At 67.1% G+C, this 18,550-nt stretch carries 19 protein-coding genes and 1 pseudogene; 7 read left to right on the top strand and 13 right to left on the bottom strand.

What is annotated here, in order from left to right; genetic code table 11:
* Nucleotides 1-20 precede the first annotated feature (20 nt).
* The gene (locus tag G333_RS0102505) at nt 21-944 is read right to left on the bottom strand and encodes a GGDEF domain-containing protein (protein WP_019627579.1); all 924 of its coding nucleotides are present in this window, start codon (nt 942-944) and stop codon (nt 21-23) included.
* A gap of 265 nt (nt 945-1,209) precedes the next feature.
* Here G333_RS0102505 and G333_RS0102500 point away from each other — a divergent pair, with 265 nt between their 5' ends.
* On the top strand, nt 1,210-3,123 hold the full coding sequence (locus G333_RS0102500) for an ABC-F family ATP-binding cassette domain-containing protein (RefSeq protein WP_019611941.1): 1,914 nt from the start codon (nt 1,210-1,212) through the stop codon (nt 3,121-3,123).
* Nucleotides 3,124-3,209: 86 nt separating this feature from the next.
* Entirely contained in the window at nt 3,210-3,506 is a 297-nt protein-coding gene (locus G333_RS0102495; RefSeq protein WP_018144712.1) for a hypothetical protein, read from the top strand.
* 148 nt (nt 3,507-3,654) lie between these two features.
* Here the strand turns inward: G333_RS0102495 and fliL are convergent, their stop codons facing one another.
* Both fliL and G333_RS0102485 read right to left on the bottom strand, forming a co-directional pair.
* Nucleotides 3,655-4,062, bottom strand: coding sequence for a flagellar basal body-associated protein FliL (fliL, locus tag G333_RS0102490; protein WP_019627578.1), 408 nt, complete (start codon nt 4,060-4,062; stop codon nt 3,655-3,657).
* Nucleotides 4,059-4,895, bottom strand: coding sequence for a zinc-dependent peptidase (locus tag G333_RS0102485; RefSeq protein ID WP_018951849.1), 837 nt, complete (start codon nt 4,893-4,895; stop codon nt 4,059-4,061). The genes fliL and G333_RS0102485 overlap by 4 nt, the downstream gene beginning before the upstream one ends.
* A gap of 123 nt (nt 4,896-5,018) precedes the next feature.
* Here G333_RS0102485 and G333_RS0102480 point away from each other — a divergent pair, with 123 nt between their 5' ends.
* The 3 genes from G333_RS0102480 (at nt 5,019) to G333_RS0102470 (ending at nt 10,473) form a co-directional block, all read left to right on the top strand.
* A complete protein-coding gene (locus tag G333_RS0102480) occupies nt 5,019-6,074 on the top strand; it encodes a hypothetical protein (protein ID WP_019627577.1) in 1,056 nt (351 codons plus the stop codon).
* A gap of 160 nt (nt 6,075-6,234) precedes the next feature.
* Nucleotides 6,235-7,290 carry an efflux RND transporter periplasmic adaptor subunit gene (locus G333_RS0102475; protein ID WP_019627576.1) on the top strand — a complete coding sequence of 352 codons (1,056 nt, stop codon included), beginning with the start codon at nt 6,235-6,237 and terminating at the stop codon, nt 7,288-7,290.
* Nucleotides 7,291-7,293: 3 nt separating this feature from the next.
* Nucleotides 7,294-10,473, top strand: a complete 3,180-nt coding sequence (locus G333_RS0102470; RefSeq protein WP_019627575.1) for an efflux RND transporter permease subunit — start codon at nt 7,294-7,296, stop codon at nt 10,471-10,473.
* A gap of 43 nt (nt 10,474-10,516) precedes the next feature.
* Here the strand turns inward: G333_RS0102470 and G333_RS0102465 are convergent, their stop codons facing one another.
* The gene (locus G333_RS0102465; RefSeq protein ID WP_019627574.1) at nt 10,517-11,164 is read right to left on the bottom strand and encodes an outer membrane protein; all 648 of its coding nucleotides are present in this window, start codon (nt 11,162-11,164) and stop codon (nt 10,517-10,519) included.
* Between the two features lie 251 nt (nt 11,165-11,415).
* On the opposite strand from G333_RS0102465, the gene G333_RS0102460 reads away from it, so the two are divergent.
* Complete coding sequence (locus G333_RS0102460; RefSeq protein ID WP_019568452.1) at nt 11,416-11,778, top strand: hypothetical protein; 363 nt, start codon at nt 11,416-11,418, stop codon at nt 11,776-11,778.
* 94 nt (nt 11,779-11,872) lie between these two features.
* Nucleotides 11,873-12,289 (top strand): ABZJ_00895 family protein, encoded by a 417-nt coding sequence (locus tag G333_RS0102455; RefSeq protein WP_019627573.1) that lies wholly within the window; start codon nt 11,873-11,875, stop codon nt 12,287-12,289.
* Nucleotides 12,290-12,301: 12 nt separating this feature from the next.
* Here G333_RS0102455 and G333_RS0102450 read toward each other — a convergent pair whose 3' ends face one another.
* The 9 genes and pseudogenes from G333_RS0102450 to G333_RS0102410 all read right to left on the bottom strand — a co-directional run bounded on the left by G333_RS0102450 (nt 12,302) and on the right by G333_RS0102410 (nt 18,449).
* Nucleotides 12,302-13,987 carry an alpha/beta-hydrolase family protein gene (locus G333_RS0102450; RefSeq protein WP_019627572.1) on the bottom strand — a complete coding sequence of 562 codons (1,686 nt, stop codon included), beginning with the start codon at nt 13,985-13,987 and terminating at the stop codon, nt 12,302-12,304.
* Nucleotides 13,988-14,204: 217 nt separating this feature from the next.
* Complete coding sequence (locus tag G333_RS0102445; protein ID WP_019568449.1) at nt 14,205-14,606, bottom strand: hypothetical protein; 402 nt, start codon at nt 14,604-14,606, stop codon at nt 14,205-14,207.
* A 49-nt stretch (nt 14,607-14,655) separates the two neighbouring features.
* Nucleotides 14,656-14,808: pseudogene (locus G333_RS15355) on the bottom strand (UDP-2,3-diacylglucosamine diphosphatase); the annotation flags it as partial.
* A 66-nt stretch (nt 14,809-14,874) separates the two neighbouring features.
* Entirely contained in the window at nt 14,875-15,273 is a 399-nt protein-coding gene (locus tag G333_RS0102435; RefSeq protein ID WP_019627570.1) for a hypothetical protein, read from the bottom strand.
* Nucleotides 15,274-15,399: 126 nt separating this feature from the next.
* Nucleotides 15,400-15,921 carry a TlpA disulfide reductase family protein gene (locus tag G333_RS0102430; protein WP_026340860.1) on the bottom strand — a complete coding sequence of 174 codons (522 nt, stop codon included), beginning with the start codon at nt 15,919-15,921 and terminating at the stop codon, nt 15,400-15,402.
* Nucleotides 15,921-16,535, bottom strand: coding sequence for a hypothetical protein (locus G333_RS0102425; protein WP_019627568.1), 615 nt, complete (start codon nt 16,533-16,535; stop codon nt 15,921-15,923). The genes G333_RS0102430 and G333_RS0102425 overlap by 1 nt, the downstream gene beginning before the upstream one ends.
* A 45-nt stretch (nt 16,536-16,580) precedes the next feature.
* Nucleotides 16,581-17,033 carry a DUF302 domain-containing protein gene (locus G333_RS0102420; RefSeq protein WP_018144698.1) on the bottom strand — a complete coding sequence of 151 codons (453 nt, stop codon included), beginning with the start codon at nt 17,031-17,033 and terminating at the stop codon, nt 16,581-16,583.
* 34 nt (nt 17,034-17,067) lie between these two features.
* Complete coding sequence (locus G333_RS15140; RefSeq protein WP_019568445.1) at nt 17,068-17,208, bottom strand: hypothetical protein; 141 nt, start codon at nt 17,206-17,208, stop codon at nt 17,068-17,070.
* A 152-nt stretch (nt 17,209-17,360) separates the two neighbouring features.
* Entirely contained in the window at nt 17,361-18,449 is a 1,089-nt protein-coding gene (locus tag G333_RS0102410) for a class I SAM-dependent methyltransferase (protein WP_019627567.1), read from the bottom strand.
* Between the last annotated feature and the right edge of the window lie 101 nt (nt 18,450-18,550).

Here is an 18,550-nt window from a genome sequence, read left to right as displayed (position 1 = left end):
GCGGGATGGGCTGCCGGGGCTCAGTTGCCGGCAAGGACGCGGTTGCGCCCGGCCTGCTTGGCCGCATACAGGGCCTCGTCCGCCGCCTGGTAGGCGGACTGCAGGGTGGCGCCGCGCCCGACGCCGGCCACGCCAATGCTCGCGGTCACCTTGACCGCGCCGTCGCTCTCCAGCGCGGACTTGTCGGTGGCCTTGGCGCAGGCGCGCAGGGCGGCAATAGCCAGGCGGATGCGCTCGCCGCATTCCATGGCGCGGCTGAGATCCGCGCCGGGCAGCACCGCCAGGAACTCCTCGCCGCCCATGCGCACACACAGGTCGGATTCGCGGGTGGTGCTGCGCAGGGTCTGCGCCACCAGGCGCAGGATGTCGTCGCCCACGCTGTGGCCGTATTCATCGTTGATCTGCTTGAAGTGATCGAGATCGATCGCCAGCACCGACATCGGGCGATCCTGGCGGCGGCAGTCGGCCAGCCACTGGGCGCCCTGTTTCTCGAAGGCGCGGCGGTTGCCGAGACCGGTCAGTTCATCGGTCTCCAGGCTTTCGTTCAGGCGCTGGAAACGCAGGGCGTTGGCCAGTGCCGGGGCGGCCAGCCCCAGCAAAGCCTCAATCAACTGCTGTTCGTCGTCGCTGAAGCGGCGTCCGCGCATCAGGATCAGCGAGCCCATGGTCTCGTTGTGGAAGCTCATGCCGTACTCGATGCGATGGCGATCCTCGTCGCCGCCGGACCAGGTCTCGTCACTCTCCTGCAGGATGAAGAACCAGCCGCTGTGGTGGACCTGGGCGTGCAGGTGTTCCTGCAGGCGGGCGAGGACGGTCCCGAGCTCGAGGCTGGAGGACAGGGCCTGCACGAAGGCAAGGGCATCAAAGGGCGTCCCGGCATCGCCAGTCGTCTTGCCCTTGGCGGATACCAGTCGCAGGTTGTGGGCGTTCCCGTCGCGGTTCATGGCCGTCTCGCTTGCATCGATCGTTGGATCGAGAGTAAAGCCAGATCCATGCCACTTATCGTATGTTTAGTGAAAACAGAGACTTGTGTCACGGATAACGGAGGCATTGACGGAAAATCGGCGATTTTTCGCCGCCCCCGGCAGGTCCTCACCGCTGCAGGCGGCAAGGGGTGGCAGGATTCTGACACCCTGCGCCGGGGCGGCGTTTCCCGAGGAACGGCCGGTCTACATGAGCCGGACGCGCGCTTGCCCTACACTGCGCCGCATGATTCGAATACAAGATATCGAGCTGCGTCGCGGCCGCCAGATCCTGCTGCAGCACGCCAGCCTCACCGTGCATGCGGGCTGGCGCGTCGGCCTGACCGGCGCCAACGGGTCCGGAAAATCCAGCCTGCTGGCGGCGTTGCAGGGCGAATTGAGCCTGGATGCCGGCGAAATCGACCAGCCCGCGGAATGGGTGGTGGCGCACCTTCCACAGGAGGTCCCGGGGAGCGAGCGCTCGGCCGTGGACTACGTGCTGGATGGGGATACCGAACTGCGCGACCTGCAGCAGCGCCTGGAGCAGGTGTCCGATGGCGCCGAGCAGGCCCGCCTGTTTGGCGCGCTGGAGGCGATTGACGGCTGGACGGCCGATGCCCGTGCGCGCCGACTGCTGGCGGGCCTCGGATTCGCTGCGGCGGATGCGGATCGGCCCATGAGCGATTTCTCCGGCGGCTGGCGCATGCGCCTGGGCCTGGCGCGCACGCTGATGACGCGCTCGGATCTCTTGTTGCTGGACGAGCCCACCAACCACCTGGATGTCGAGACCATCCTGTGGCTGGAGGACTGGCTGGCGCGTTATCCGGGGACGGTGATCGTGATTGCGCATGACCGTCGGTTTCTTGATTCGGTCTGCACCCATATCGCGCACATCGAGCGCGGTGGTATCGCGCTGTACGCCGGCAGCTACACCCACGCCGAGGCCAAGCGCGCCGAGGCCATGGCCCAGAGCGAGGCGTCGGCCGCAAAGGTGGCGGCCGAGCGCGCCCACCTGGAGGACTTTGTCCGTCGCTTCCGTGCCAAGGCGAGCAAGGCCCGCCAGGCCCAGAGCCGACTGAAGCGTCTGGAGAAGCTCGACGAGGTTGCGGTGATCCGCGCGGCCCGGCCGATTCACCTGGAGATTCCGACCCCGGAGCGTCTGCCCGACCCCCTGCTGGCGCTGGATCATGCCGAAGTCCGATCCGGGGATCGCGTCCGCCTGCATCCGACGACTTTACGTCTGCGCCCCGAGGACCGGATCGGCGTGCTGGGCCCGAACGGTGCCGGGAAATCGACACTCTTGACGCTGCTGGCCGGCGAGCTGGCCCCGACCGCGGGCGAGCGCCGCGTGGAGCCGAACCTGAAGGTCGGCTATTTTGCCCAGCACCAGAGCGAGCAGCTGGACCTGAAGGCCTCGCCCCTGGTGCACCTGCAACGTCAGGACCCGCGCGCCGAGGAGCAGCGCCTGCGTAACTTTCTCGGTGGCATGGGTTTTCCCGGCGAGAAAGCGGACGCTCCGGTGGGTCAGTGTTCCGGCGGGGAGCGGGTGCGCCTGGTACTGGCGCTGTTGATCTGGCAGGCGCCCTCGTTGCTGTTGCTGGATGAACCCACCAACCACCTGGATCTGGACATGCGCGAGGCGCTGGCCGAGGCGCTGGAGAACTATGCCGGTGGCCTGGTGGTGGTGGCGCATGACCGTGAACTGCTGGCTCGCGTCTGCGACCGTTTCTGGAAGGTGGAAGGCGGCCACCTGAGCGACTTCGAGGGGGACCTGGATGACTACGCCCGCGAGCTGAAGGCCCGCGAGCGGGAAAGTGTCGCCGCGAAAGACCCTGGAACGCCCGCCACGACGTCCCCGAGTGGTCCGGCACTGTCACAGAAGGAACGGCGGCAGCAGGCGGCGCAGGCGCGTGCCGCGCTCAAGCCACTGAAAAAGAGTGCGGACCGAGCCGAGCAGGAATGTGTCCGTGTTCAGGAACGACTGGATGCGCTGGAGACCGAGCTGGCCGATCCGGCGCTGTACGCCGATGAGGCGGCGGATCGTCTGGCCCAATTGACCCGCGAACAGGGCGATTTGCGCAGTCGGCTGGAGACGGCGGAGGCCGAGTGGATGGAGGCGCTGGAGGCGCTGGAATCCGCCCAGGGTGAGACTGCGGAGTGAGGCCCTCTTCAAAGACCAACCCTTGAACTCGGGTATTGCGGGGTCTATACATAAGGGTGAATGCATTGGAGCGAGGAGTGATCCCCATGAATGCACAGGAACTGAATCGTCGCTGTGTCGAGCTCTTTCACAACCCGGATGCGAAGCTGCATTGCTGGCACCCGCGCATGTTCTGGAAAACCAACATGCTGGAGAACCCGAAGCCGGAAGACCTGCAGGAACCCAAGGTCGACCTGCGCGAGCTGGAGGTCATGCTATCGGAGGCCGCGCACGAGCCTTCGCAGTGCGCCGACGAGCTGGAGCAGGAAGAGCCCGGTCGGGCTGCATTGATCCGGCACATGATGGAGCGTGGCGAGATGCCGCTGCTGCATCGGCCGCACTGATCGTTCCATCAAGGAGCGATGATCGATTATGGAGTGAGCCCCCAGCGGGGCTCGATCCCGTCATGTACTGGCGGGAGCATCGGTCCCCGGTAGCCTGTGCTGCCGGGGGCTTTTCCTTGCCGGTGAGCGGTTCGCTGGAGAGCGAGCGTTACTGGCGGATGAAATCCGAGAAGTAGAGGGCTGCGATCCGGGGCGAGCCGGTAATCTCCTCGAGCAACTCGTTCAGCTCCTCCGTGGCCTCGTTGCGCAGATCCTCGCGCGCGCCACCGCCGGTCAGGCTGTCCGGACTGCGCCCGCCAAGGATGCGGATCAGTCGGTCGCGCACTGCGGGAATGTGCTCGCGGATCGCGCGGGCGTCTTCCAGGTCGTTGCCTTCCAGCTGGATGGAGGCCTGCAGGTAGCGTCCGCGGTCGGAGGACGCCATGTTCACCACCACCGGCTCCAGGGTCACGTAATGGCTGTCCAGGTCGTCCACGGCGAGCGCGAGGGGCGCGGTCAGCATCAGGACAATCCCCAGAAGAGCAAGGTGCAGGGAACGAAAGGGGCTGCGGGTCATGGTGTGTGCTCCGGGGCGGGTTGCGTGCTGGAGGCGATCAGGTCGCCGCGTCGATGAGGCTCCTGATCAAAGTATGCCACCAGATGTTCATAGATTTCGGGCATGGCCTCGCGCAGGCGCGCCGGCTCGAAGAAAAAGGACTCTGTTGCGACGGCCAGGAACTCCTCCGGGGCGGTGGCCGCATAGGGGTCCAGCGGCAGCTCCGCTTCGTCGATCTCGCCGGACTCCACGGCCTCCACGAAAGCCTCGAAGGCCCGCGAGAAATCCTCCGTCCAGGCACCGGCCGACTGCCCGCGGCGTAGTGGCGGAAACCCGTTCACCTCGCCGTTGCCGGCGTCCAGTACGTGGGTCATCTCGTGCACGACCACAGCGCCGTCGCGCTCGACATCGTTCCACGACAGGATGACCGGGCCGCGTTCCCAGGCCTCGCCGGACTGGGGTATCGCCCCCTGATGGACGATGCCGGCCTCGTCCACCCACTCGTGTTCGGGCACGAAGGTGTCGGGATACAGGATCAGCGTGCGCCAGTCGCGGTACGGTTCGAGGCCCAGTTCCAGCACCGGCAGCGCGGCGTAGGCGGCGATCACTTGGCACTGCCAGGGTTCCGGTTCCGCGGCGATGCCGATGAATTCCTTTTGCGCCAGGATCTGGCCGACCAGTTCGCGCAGCCGGGAGCGCTCTTCCGGCGTGAGGCGGGCGATGAACGGGGCCCGTCGACGCAGGGCCTCCCACTCGTCGTTGTCCAGTTGCACGGCCTCGGGTTCCAGGCCGGCAAAGGGCCCGAGGATGCGCCGGAACAGGCCGCGCAAGGGAAAATTCGGCGTCGAATCCATCCGTCAATCGTCGCACGTTTGGCGGGCATGCGTCCGCCTGCGGCCGGCGATTGCCGCGGGGCGGCTAATGATTGCCGCCCCGCGGCCGTTATGCCCTGCAACCGGAAAAACTGACGGGGCATCATGCAGATTGCCGATTATTCCATGCAGTTATCGAGCCAGCGTTTTGCGTTGGAGGCGACGCGGCGCGAGGCTCGCATGACCGTGGTCGAGGGAAGTGCGGTGCGTCCCCGACAGGTGCCGGAGCCGCCCGCGAATCCGGCCCCGGCAGCGCGTGCCTTGCAGAATTCCTCTCCTGCCGCGGCCGCACGGCCCTCCTTCGTGGACGTAGCCCCGGCGGACAGCGAGTTGACCTCGGTGGACCAGCTGCGTACCGAGCTCCTGCGACTGATTCTGGAGCGCTTTACCGGGCGCGAGATCCGGGTGATCGATCCCGCCGACCTCAAGCCGGCCGACACCCCGCCGGAACCCCTCGAGCGACCCGTTGCGCGCCCCCCTCGTCCGGCGGCAGGGTTCAGTGTCGCCTGGTCCGTGGAGCAGACCCGGGTCGAGGTCGAGAGGACATCGTTCCAGGCTCAGGGGCGCGTGCACACGGCTGACGGCAAGACCATCGACCTGGATATTGCGCTGACCATGAGCCGCGAGTTCATCGAGCATAGCCGTCTGCAGGGTGGCATGGATGCGGAGCTGCACGATCCGCTGGTGATCAATTTCGACGCCCCGGCGGCCGCTCTTACGGACACCCGCTTCGAATTCGACCTGGACGCCGACGGTTCGCCGCAACAGGTGGCCTTTCTGCAACCCGGCAGTGGTTTTCTCGCGATCGACCGGTCTGGCAGCGGCCAGGTCGATGACGGCTCCGAGCTCTTTGGCCCGCTGACCGGTGATGGCTTCGCCGAACTGCGACGGTTCGATCATGACGGCAATGGCTGGATTGATGCGGCGGATCCGGTTTACGACCGCCTGCGCGTGTGGACCCGCGACGCCCAGGGCCGCGATCAGTTGCTGGCGCTGGGCGAGGTGGGCGTCGGGGCGATCTACCTCGGGCATGTCAGCACGCCTTTTGATCTCCGTCGCGGCGGCGACAACAGCCTTCTGGGGCAGGTGCAGTCGACCGGCGTCTGGGTGGGCGAGGATGGCCGCAGCGGCAGTGTGCAGCAGATCGACCTGAGCGCCTGACGGAACCCGCAGGGCCATTCCTGCGTCGAGGGGTACATAGCGGCTACCCTGTGCTTTCGTCCACTCCCCACGAGCGATCCGGCGCATGCGACTCGATACCCTGTTCCTTCGGCGGCGGTCGCCCCGGCCTTTTCTGCCGCGCTCCCCGCGAGCTGTGCCATTGCCGCGCTGGGTGGGTGGTCTGTTGCTGGTGGTGCTTGCCCTGGGGCTGGGAGGCTGCGGGGGCGAGCCCTCGCAGGCGGGTGACGAGCCGGCCGCCGAGGCCGCGACGCCGATCGCGGCGGTGGAGCTTCAGCCGCGGGATCTGTCGCGCGAGCTGATGGTGTCCGCGCGGGTCGAGCCGCGGGCGTGGGTGCGCCTGGCGGCGCGCACCGATGGTGTGGTCGAGGCGGTGCATGTCGAGGAAGGCGATCGCGTGGAGCAGGGCGAGACCCTGGTCGAGCTGGACGTGGCCGAGGAGCGCGCGGAGCTGGTGCGGGCCGAGGCGCATGTCGAGGAGGCCCGGCTGGAATACGCGCGCAGTGCCGAGTTGCGTGACGAGGGGATTGCCAGCCGAGCCAGCTACGAACGGGCACGTGCCGCGTTGCGCTCGGCCGAGAGCGAACAGGCGTTGTGGCAGGCGCGGGTGGACTACGGCGCGCTCGCCGCCAGCCGTGACGGCGTGATCACCGAGCGCATGGTCGAGCCCGGGGAGGCGGTCGCCGCGCGCGACACGCTTCTGGAGCTGGTCGATACCACTACGCTGGTCCTGCGCCCCGGGGTGTCCGAGCTGGACGTGCGCGATCTGGTGGTGGGCCAGGATGTGCCCATTCAGCTGGACGCGTTTCCGGATGCCGATTACGTCGCGAAGATCCGCCGCATCTTTCCGGCCGCCTCGCCGGACTCCCAGCAGGTGACGGTGGAGATTGCCCTGCCGGCCGGGGCGGCCGACAACGGCGTGCGTCCCGGCAATCTCGGGCGCATCCGCATGACGGTCGACGAACGCCCGGATGTGCTGGCGGTCCCGGCCGCCGCCATCGGCGAGGACGGCGACCAACGCTATGTCTACGCGGTGGTGGACGAGCAGCTGGAGCGACGCACGGTCGAGACCGGCGTGACCCGAGGCCCATGGACCGAGATCACGGACGGCCTGGAGGACGGCGACATCGTGCTGGCCACCAACCCGATCGACATGCGCGAGGGCCAGCGCGTGCGCATCGTCGGCTGGCGGGGCTAGAAGATGGCCGCCGAGCCGGAGGACCGTCCGCGCGGGCGGGTGACCAGCTTCTCCATCCGCCGACCGGTGGCGATCATGGCGCTGGCCTCGGTGGTGATCGTGCTCGGCATGTTCTTTGTCGATCGTCTGCCGGTGGACCTGCTGCCGCACGTCGAGTATCCGCATATCCGCGTGACCGTGAACCATCCCGGCACCTCGCCGGAGGTGATGGAGGAACAGGTGACCCGCGTGCTGGAACGCAACCTCGCGGCCACCGAGAACCTGACCCGCATCTACAGCCGCGCCTCCGAGGGCCGCACCAACGTCAATCTGTTGTTCGAGTACGGCACCAACCTGGATCTGGCGTTGCAGGACGCAGCGCGCCACCTGGAGCTCGCGCGCACCCAGCTGCCGGACGATTTCGAATCCCTGCGCCTGTACAAGTACGACCCCTCGCAGGACCCGATCTGGGAGGCGGGGTTTTCCTCTACCGTGCGCTCGGAGACCGCGGTGCGCGACTGGGTGGAACACCAGCTGGCGCCGCAGTTGATCGCGATCCACGGCATCTCCTCGGTGGAGGCCTCCGGCGGGCAGGAGCGCGAGCTGGAGGTGATCCTCGACCAGGAGCGGGTGCGCGGCTATGGCCTTTCGCTGGCGGCGATCAGCGCGACGCTGGAGGACGAGAACCGCGAGGTGGCCGGGGGCTGGGTGACCTCCGATACCTTTGACGTGATGGCCAAGACCGAGGGGTTGTTTACCTCCGAGGCGGACGTGCGCAATGTGCTGATCCCGCTGCCGGGGCCGCAGTCCGCGCATGTGCGCCTCGGCGAGCTGGCCGAGGTGCGCGATGGCCACCGCGAGCAGCGCCTGTTCATCCGCCTAGACGGCACGCCGGCCGCGCGCGTGTCCGTGTTCAAGCTGCCGGACGCCAACACAGTCGAGTCGGTGGACTCGGTGCGCGCCACGCTCGAACGACTCGAGCGCTCGGGGTTCATCCCCGAGGACATCCAGTGGGAGGTCGTCAGCGACTCCGCGCCGTTCATTCGTGGCGCGGTCAGTTCGGTGGGTACCGCTGCGATCCTGGGCGGCGTGCTGGCGATGCTGGCGGTGTTCCTGTTTCTCGGCAGCCTGCGCAAGAGCTTCATTATCGGGTTGTCGATCCCGATCGCGTTGATGGCGACTTTCGCCATGATGGGCCTGGGTGGGCTCACCCTGAACATCATCAGCCTCGGCGGGCTCGCGCTGGGGGTGGGGCTGTTGCTCGACAACGCCATCGTGATGCTGGAGAACATCGTCCGCCATCGCGACAAACTCGGAAAGTCGCCGGAGCAGGCGGCCCATGACGGGGCCGGCGAGGTGGTCTCGGCGGTGACCGCCGGCACCCTGACCAATCTGGCCGCGGTGCTCCCGTTCCTGCTGATCACCGGGATCGGGGCGCTGATCTTCCGCGAGCTGATCCTGACGCTTTCGTTTGCGATCATCGCGACCCTGGCCGTGGCCATCACCCTGGTGCCGATGCTCGCGGCCCTTCTTTCGCGCATCCGCTGGGAGAGTGGGCTGGACCGGACCTGGCTGCTGCGTGGGTTTGATCGCGGGGTGCAGGGACTACGCCGACGTTACCGGCGTCTGTTGCCGAAGGTCTTGCGCCTGCGCTGGGCGGTGCTGGGGGCGGCCGTCGTGTTGCTGGCTGGTGCGGTGCAGGTCGGCGGGGAGCTTGGTACCGAGTTCCTGCCGCAGGTGGACGATGGTCAGGTCAGCGTGCGCATGGTCCTGCCGCCGGGAACCCCGCCGCACGAGACCGATGCCGCCGCACGCGATATCGAGGCCGCGCTGGAAGATCTGCCGCATGTGGAGAGCGTGTTCGCGATGGTCGGCGGGCACCTAGGTGGCGGCGTGGTCAACGAGCGCCCGGGCACCTCCAATATCACCGTCCAGTTGACCCCGGCCGGACAGCGCGAGATGAGCGCGGGACAATGGGTGGCCGAGGCGCAGGCGGCAATGGATGCGCTGGAACTCCCCGGGGCACGGATTACCGTGCGACCGCCGAGTATCCAGGGGCTGCAGTTCAGTATCACCGGGGATGACCTCTCGATTGCGGTGGTCGGGGCGGATCTGACCGAGATGCGCGGCATTGCCCGCGAGATCGCCGGGCGCCTCGAAGGCATCCGGGGCCTGGAGGGCGTCGAGGTCGGGCGCGAGGACCAGAGCCCGATTCTGCGCGTCCATGTGGACCGCGAGCGGGCGGCTGCGCTGGGTTTGCAGGTGGGCCAGGTGGGGCAGGCGATTCGCGACGCGGTGGAGGGATCAGTGCCGACGCAGTACGTCCGTGACGATCGCGAGTACGACCTGCGCGTGCGCCTGCCGCGCGAGGATGTGCAGGATACGGCCACCCTGGGGCGGATGATCCTGTTCCGCGACAACAGAGACCCGGTGCGGCTGGCGGACGTGGCCGAGTTCGAGATCGGCGAGGGGCCCGCGCATATCGAACGCGAGAACCAGAGCCGGGTGGTGCGCGTGAACGGCGATATCAATACCGAAGTGAACGATGTCGGCTCGGTGATGACCGAGGTCGAGCAGCGTCTGGCCGAGGTGGATGTGCCCGAGCACTACAGTCTGCTGATCGGGGGCGAGTGGGAGACCATCCAGGAGACCCAGCGCGAGATGGCCACGGTGGTGGCGCTCGCGATCTTCCTGGTGCTGGTGGTGCTGGCGGTGCAGTACGAGCGCCTGGCGAATCCGCTGGTGATCGTGGCGGCCGCGCCGTTGTCGCTGACCGGGGTGGTCGCGATCCTGTGGGCGACCGGCACCCCGGTCTCCGCCCCGGTGATGATTGGCGCGATCCTGCTGATCGGGGTGGTGGTGAACAACGCGATTCTGCTGGTGGAGTACATCGAGCAGGGCCGTCGACTCCGTGGCCTGAGCCCGGCGCGGGCGGTCGTGGAGGCCGGGGCATTGCGCCTGCGCCCGATCCTGATGACCACGCTGACGACGGTGCTGGGCATGTTGCCGCTGGCCATCGGCCTCGGCGAAGGGGCGGAGATCATGCGCCCGTTGGCGCTGACCGTGGTGGGTGGCCTGATCGCCGGGATGATCCTGACGCTACTGGTGGTGCCCTGCCTGTACCTGGTGGTGAACCGGGCCGCGGAGGGGGTGAAGCGGCGCCTGACCGGAGGCATGCGGGACGCCGCTGCCCGCACAGCCTGAAAAAAGGCCCGCTACCGAGTGGCTCGCGGGCCGTGACAGCATGCTAGAAGCGGTAGCCGAGACCGACCATGAAGCGCGAGGCGTCGGGGTCGAAGCGCAGCACAACGTCGTCCTCGATGCGGTAGCGTTCGCTGCTGTAGAAGGTGTAGGAATACTCGGCGCGCATGAACAGGCGACTGTCCATCTGGTATTCGACCCCCAGGCCGACGCGGGCGCCGTCGAGGTTGTCCTTGAAACGGATGGACATGTCCTCGTCCGTTTCCGTCAGCCGGTAGTCCAGACGCGAACGCTGGTAACCCGCCAGGCCGTAGAACAGGACGTTGTCGTTTACCGTGGTGCCCAGCCGGCCGGTGATGCCATAGCTGTATTTGCTGTCGATGCCAAGTTCCGCGTCGTCAATCCGAACTGTCAGATCGGCATCCTCGGTCTGTGCATCGAACTCGACGCCCAGGTAAAGCCCGTTGTCCAGGACAGTGCCCCAGCCGGTCATTACGCCGCCGGTGAGGCCAGAGGCGCTAAGGCCGGAGATACCTCCGTCGCCGCCTTCGCGGTAGTCGATGTCATAACCGACCCAGCCGAGCTGGCCGCCGATGTAGGAACCGTGAAAGGGGCTCGCCTGAACCGCTCCGGCCGAGGCCAAGAGGATGCAGGTGCCGGTCACGGCGGTGGCAAGGCGATAATAGCTGGACATGGTGGCTCTCCTTTGTGGTGTGGTGGCGGAAGTGAACGGGTGCCCCGTCCGGGCGCATAGTGGCATAGGCGGCTAGATGGGGCGCCCGCCCTTGTGTGCCAGAATGGGACGATAGAGCGCCGGGCGTGTGGGTGCCCCACGCATCCATTTATGGCATGGGTTCCTGCGATCCCGGGGCGGTTCACCCAGGGAGGCGCTGATCAGCGCCTCCCGTACGCACACAAGAAAGTAAAAAGAACAGGAGTCGAGCAATGCGCGGACAAGCGGGAATTCTGGCGGGACTATTGGTGGGGTTGCTCGGGTGGGGCGTGGCGAGCGCCGAACCGATGCATACGGTGGAGGAACTGAATCAGGCCCCGGCCGAGCTGGATGGGGAAGAGGTCCGGCTCGAAGGCATTGTGGGCCGGGTGAACGACGACATCATGGGGCGCAACTTCATCCACTTCGTCGACGGTACGGGCAGCGAGGGTGATTACATCACCATCACCTCCACCGAAATGCCCGAGGTGGGTGACCGGGTCGCGGTGACCGGAACGCTGATCCTGGATCGCGACTTCGGGGCGGGTTACAGCTATCCGGTGATTGTCGAAGGTGCCAAGTTCACCGAGCAGTAGCCGCATGTCATGATCGTGTATGTCGGGGTACTCCGACATGCATCCAGGCCGCACAGGGTGGTGCGGCTTTCAGATATCCCAGGGAGGGGAGACGATGTCCATCAAGGATCTGCTGTTTCGATTTGTACTGCTTTATTTCGCGCTGTCGATCGCTGCCATGGTAGCGGGCGCCTATTTCGATCTGGATCAAGCTGGTACGGCGATCGGGATGGGTATTCTGGCGCTGGCGGTGGTGTGGCCCTGCGAGTCCTTCGGGCGCAGGAACGGGCGCTATCTGTCGCGCGCCGAGAAGTGGCGCGTGATCGCCGCCATGATCGCGGTGCTCCTCGGTACACAGATTCCGCTCACCCTGCTGGTGATGTGGGCCGAGGGGATTGCACGGGACGCCGTGATGCTCGGGATCGTGGGGGGCGTCGCGTTGTTGTATGCCGGGACCCTGGTGGCAATGGTTAACTTCACGGGCCGCAACCTGCGCAAGCGAGGCCTGGTCGCCGGGGAAAGCCCGGGGTAGGCACCCTGTCGGTCAGTCGGCCAGGTGGCGTTTGAGCCACTCGATCTCGTCCGCGGACCGGTCTGCGTTGGTCACTGCCTGCCAGGCATCGATGTAGTGCTCGGTGGCGTAGACGTGGCCGTAGCCGCGCGGGGCGGCATCGCCGATCGCTACGTCCACCGCCAGTTGCAGCATGGTGATGACTGGGTACCAGGTCAGGTCCGGAGAGACGTCCGGGCCGCGCGGTGCCTGCATCCATTCTGGCTGGCGGTACAGCGCCTGGGGCTCGAAGAAGGTGACCGGGTCGCTCGCGTACTGCAGGTAGACGATGCGCATCGGGCCCCATTCGGCGCCGGGGATGTCCAGGTGGTTTCCCTGATTGGTGAAGCGCACCACCGAACTGTCGCGAAAGCGCGGCAGCCAGGCCGGCGAGTCGGGTTGGCGCTGGCGTTTGATGTCGCGCCAGGTCTCGCTACGAAACGGAGGGCCGGCCCACAGCGCGCCGGAGAACGGGTCGCCGATCACGTCGTACAGGTCCGCGGCCCGCTCGGAGTTCAGCGCGCCCAGACTAAGGCCGTAGAGGTACAGGTCCGGGCGGGCGTCCGGCGGTAACTGTTTCCAGTAGCCGTAGATCTCCGCGAACACCGCCTGGGCGGTCTCGTGACCGTATTGCGATTCCGCCATTAGCGACAACCAGCTCGGCAGGTAGGAGTACTGCACGGCCACGGTGGCCACATCGCCACCGTGCAGGTACTCGACCGGCTGGATCGCACGGTTGTCTACCCAGCCGCGTCCGGTGGGCGTGGCCAGCACCAGCACCGAACGGTCGAAGGCATTGACCCGCAGCATCTCCTGCAGGGCCAGTCGCGCGCGTTCCTCGATGGTCTCGGCGGCGTTCAGCCCCACATACACGCGGATCGGGTCCAGCGCGGTCTCGCCGGAGAAGTCGCTAATCGCGGCGGCGTCCGGGGCTTGGTCGATGAAGCGCTGGCCCTGGCGCCCCAGGCCCTCGTCCCAGCTGATCAGCGAGGCCGGGCTGCCGGTGCGGAAGGTCGCGCCCGGTTGCTCCGCCCCGGGGTGTTCGCGTACGTCGAACTGCTGGAAGCTGCGATCGGCGGCGCGCAGGCTGTATTCCAGGATGACCCCATCGATCACCGCCCAGAACACCCCGGCCGCCACCAGCACGCCAATTACGTTGGACAGCCGGCGCGGGATGAAGCGGCGCAGGTGCCGCGCGAGGAAGCGCACCAGCAACTGGAACAGCCGCGCCACCGCAAGCGTGGCGATGAACACCGCCGCTGCGATCAGCCCCAGGCGGATGGGGAATCCACCGTCCACCGGCTCCTGTTCCATGAGCGCGCGGATGCTGTTCTGCCACTCGGTGGCCTGCCACAGGAAGATCAGCACGATCAGCATGGCCCCGCCGCCGGCGATCACGACCAGGGTGTTGTGGGTGCGTTCGCCGAGCTCCGGCAGTTCCAGGTATGACCACAGCCAGTGGAAGAACACGCCCAGGCCGTAGCCGGCCGCCAGCGATACCCCGGACAGGATGCCCTGGACGTCGTCGGTGCGCGGGATCAGGCTGGGGGTCAGCGAGGCGGCAAAGAACAGCGTGGCCAGGATGAGCCCCGGGATCGACAGCGTCCCGAGGATGCGGGTGGCCCAGGCCGGCCAGATGAAGGCTCGCAGGCGGGTTTGCAGGCGGCCGACGACGGACATCGCGTTCGCGCTTCCTTGGCGGGGTATGGAGGCGCTCATCCTGTCCGCCCCGCCGGCTGGATTCAAGTATCCGCGCCCGCGAGTGGCCCGCCGATATCGCGTTTTGTTGTGTCCCCGTCATTGCGAGGAGCGCAGCGACGAAGCAATCGCTGTCCGGCGCCACCATTGCCTCTTAACGTGCTTCGACCCCTCGTGCTTCGCTGCCTCGTAATACGGCCTATTGGGTTGTGACGGACTTGCGAAAGCGAAAGCTGCCCTCGACCATGCGCAGGGCCACGCCGAACAGCGCGACCTGCAGGAGGAGTCCGCCGGTTGCCGCGCCCATCGCGAGGCCGGTGGCCAGCCCCAGTGCCATCAGCAGCATCAGCAGTGTGGCGGCGACCCGGCTGCGCAGCCAGCCGCCCACCAGTGCCAGCAGGGCGACCAGCGTGCCCTCGAGCATGGTGGGCGTGTGCTGCACCAGGACACCCAGCATCACCACCACGACCCCGGCGAACACCAGCACCCAGCCGGCCACACGCGCCAGGCGCCGGGCCTGCTCGTGGTTCTCGACGGATTGCAGCAGCAGGAGCAGGTCGGCGCCGGCTCCCGCCCAGTGACGCGATCGCGATTCGTTCATTGTGGCCACGGTACTACAGGGCCATGACAGCCCGGTGACAGGCGCCTGCCTATCGTTTGGCCAGGAGCGAATCAAGATCGAGTGTATTGACCGCGGGGGTGTCCGTCTGCGCGTGTTGCACAGTGCCATGATCGGACCAGTGCAGCAGGCTGAGGTTGCCGGCGCGGTCCTCCACCAACGCGGTGCAGTGTTCGACCCAGTCTTTGCATTCGCCGATGTCGCCCCGGTGCTGGCCGGCACCTGAACACCTGGCCGGGGCGGTGTGTCCTTAGCGGTAGACCCGGACTTCCTGTTCCCAGCCTTCCACGCCGCGGTTGGCGCAAAACTCCTGTACCTGCCCGTCGGCGTAGCGGATTTCCATGTTGAAGCCGGCGGCGGGCACATGGTTCAGTGCCACCCGCCGGTGTTCCCCGGGGCGGATCTGGCCCTCGCGGATGCTCGATTCCGACAGGTCGTGGCCGAAGTCGAAGTGGATCGCCTGGATCAGCACGTCGCTGTCATTGTGCACCGTGACCATCAACGCCCCCTCGGCCGGTGGGCGCTCGACGCCCCAGTGCACGGCGGCGGCACCGAGCACGAGCCCCAGCACGAACAGCCAGGTCGCGGGCGCGCGTAGCGCATCCACGACCCGGTCCTCCCAGCTGCGGTGTTCTCCGGACGACTCCACGTCTCATCCCTTGATTATTAGGGATTGCTAATTTACAAGATCGGCCGGCATCGGGATACCGGGCGGCCGCGATATCCGGGAAGGCCGCCGCCCCGCAGAAAGCGCCATGGGCGCTGCAGCGGGCTGTCAGTCGAGCCCGAGCGCGCGCAGGCGCTCGAGGAGGCGTGGATGATCGAAGTCGCGGGCGCCGATGGCGCGGTAGGCGATGCGGCCCTCGGGATCGATGATGAACGTGGTGGGGATGCCGCGAACCGGCCAGCGGTCGATGGTGGCGGAATCCTGGTCCAGCAGCAGAGGGAAATCGACCGGGTAGTCGGCGGTAAAGAAGAAGATGCGATCGGCGTCTTCGCCCACGTTCACGCCAAGCACCACCAGGCCCGCATCGCGCAACTGCTCCCAGAGCCGTTGCAACGACGGCAGCTCGTCGCGACAGGGTGGACACCAGGTGGCCCAGAAGTTCACCACCACCACACGTCCGCGATAGTCCTCCAGTCGGTGGTGCTGCCCATCGATGTCCTCCAGTGCCAGGGGCGGGCCCTTGGGGCGTGGATCCAGCGCGGTCAGGTGCGTGGCCTCCGCCCACACGGACCGCAGCGAAAGGCCGAGCAGGCCACCGGGGATTGCAGCCAGGAAGCGGCGCCGGTTCATCATGGTTCGGCCTCGTCCCGTTCCGGTTCCCCGGCGCAGCGCAGATCGGGCAGGGTGGACTGCCGCAGGGTCGTCTGCTGCCGCCAGTGCACGGTCAGATCAAATGTCGTGCTGGGCGGGTGCTTGAAGACGATCATGCCCATCAGCCAGTCGCCGGGCTGGAACCGGTGTTCGCCAGGGAACAAGGCCCAGCGAAAGGCGATGCGGGCTACTTCCGGAACCTCCCGGCTCGCCCACTTGTCCTGCCAGTCGCGGTTGGGGAGCGGTCGCGCGGCCCCGTTGGGCGTTTGGCTGCGCCATTGGCGCAGGTCCACGGTGGCCGATGCGCTGCGGTCGGTATTGCGCAGGACGCCCTGAAACACGCAGTGGCCGGCGATGAACGTCGCATCCTCGGTGTCGAACCCGCGGCCCAGGAAGAACGCGCGGGTCTGGTCCGGGAGCCGCTGTGCGAGGTCCAGAGAAAGCCCCTCGCCCTGCCAGTGCCAGGTCATCAGCCCACTGTCGGGGTCGGTATCCACCTGCATCTCCTCCGCCGTCCCGGTGCCGCCCGGAAGGGCCAGCCCCGCCAGAGCCAGAAGCGTCCATGCGACGACCGTCAACCCTGGGCCGGGCATTGGGCGCCTCGTGGCAAACCGACGGGGTGGCTTGGCGCGGCGTCCCTACGACCCACCGAGGACATGATCCAGCAGCGCCTCGAAGGCGGGCTCGGCGTTTTCCACGGCACGTTCAAGGCTCGGGTGCGGCTGCAGCGTCGTCATGAACTTCGGGTGCAGCATGGACAGTTTCGTGCCCCCGTCCTCCTCGTACAGGCCGATGTGGCCGCAGGGCATCATCGCCCCGACATGCAGCCCGGCATCCAGGATGTCCGGTCCCAGCGGCAGGTAGCAGACCTTGAGCGCGGTGATGTCACCGCCGGCCAGGTCGAACTCGGCCAGAAAGATCCAGTCCTCCTCGTTTTCGGCGTATTCGCGAATCGCCCCCGCCAGGTCCGCGCGCGACTGTTCGCAGTCGCGGATGATGAAGTGGTCGTCTGGCTCGGTGGCTGCCAGCGGGGCGGACAGCGCCAGTGCAGTGGCCAGCGTGAAGGCGGCGATGGGTGTGAGTGTTTTCATGATCGTGTCCTCCAGGTGGGTGGGTGAAGGCGCGTCAGACGCGAACGATCTCCGGTTTCAGTGACTCGGAGATCATCGGCAGCGCTTCCTTTTCGCGCTGCCCAATCCCGAGTCCGTCCAGGGTCTCGGCGAGGTCGTCGACCACGGCGGCGAACGCCTCCTCGCGGATGTTCATGCCGCGATGGATGGTCAGCCTGTCGCGGTCCCTGCAGGCCGCCGGTGCCGTTGCAGATGCATCCGTGTTCCCCTCGTCGAAGATGCTGCCTTGCTGCCCAGGCGTTCGTAGGGATTGGCTGTGGTCATGGATGAGTCCTCCTCGCGCCGTCGTTAACGGGTGGCCACGTACCAGTTGTTCTGAGGGTCGTGGACCAGCTGGTGGACCCGGATGTCGTGAAAGCCGGCGCGCTCCAGGTAGTCACGTGCCCGGGGCTCGCCCCACATCGCGCCCAGGCCGGGTCCGCCCCGGGCGAGCGATACCGGCATGCAGTGCATGCAGGAGATGGTGTAGAGAAAGGGTCCGAGCGGATGCTCGAGATCGCCATGAATCTGTCCGGAGCCGCGGATGTCCTGCATCAGGTAGATGCCTTCGGACTCGAGCGCGCGGTGAATGCCCGTCAGTACGCCCAGCGGGTCGGCCTGGTCGTGGATGGCATCGAAGGTGGTGATCAGCGCGAACTGTTGCGCGGCGACATGCCGATCCAGTTCGGCCGCGTCGGCCTGGATGAATTCGACGTTCCCCAGCCCGGTGGCGCGTGTCTCGGCGCGGGCGCGCTCGATAGCCTCTGTGGACAGGTCCAGGCCGGTGAACCGGCTGTGCGGGTAGAGCGTGGCCAACTGGTTGAGGATGCGCCCGCTGCCGCAGCCGATATCCAGGACCTGAATGCCGCGCTCGAGGTGGTCGGTCAGGCCCGGAACCAGGGGCAGGATGTCGCTTTCCAGTGACGACAGTACGGACTGGCCGCTGTCCTCGGCCATCACCTCGTGGAAGCGCGTGTAGTGCTCGTACCCCACGCCACCGCCGGTGCGGAATTTCGCAACGATCGTGTCCTCCACCCCACCCAGCAGGCCGATGTACTGCGCAAACACGGCCAGGTTGTCGGCCGCTGCCGCGCGCGTCAGGCAGGCGGCGTGTTCCGCGGGCAGGGCAAACCGTGGGCCATCCGCATCCACCGTGACGATGCCGCCGGTGGCCATGGCCCCGAGCCATTCCCGTACGTAGCGCTCGTTCAGGCCCGCGGCTGCGGCGATCTCGCCGGAGGTGGCAGGCGGCCGGTCGCGCATGTGGTCGAACAGCCCGGTGCGGTGCCCGATCGACAGGGTCAGGCACAGCGCGCCGTGGTTGAGCACGTTGACCAGATGCTCGCCGAAGGCCTCGGCGGCAGATGGGGGTGACAGGCATTGCGGGGCTGACGGCATACAGTGGACCTCCGCCAGGACAAGCCGGGCCGGGTGTCGGCGTTACTTCGAGCCTAGGCGGGGAAGCCCTTGCGGGCGGTCACGATCTTGCGGGGGTGGGG

This window comes from Thioalkalivibrio sp. AKL10 (assembly GCF_000381845.1).
Lineage (GTDB): Bacteria > Pseudomonadota > Gammaproteobacteria > Ectothiorhodospirales > Ectothiorhodospiraceae > Thioalkalivibrio > Thioalkalivibrio versutus.
This window is presented reverse-complemented; position numbering and strand designations above follow the sequence as displayed.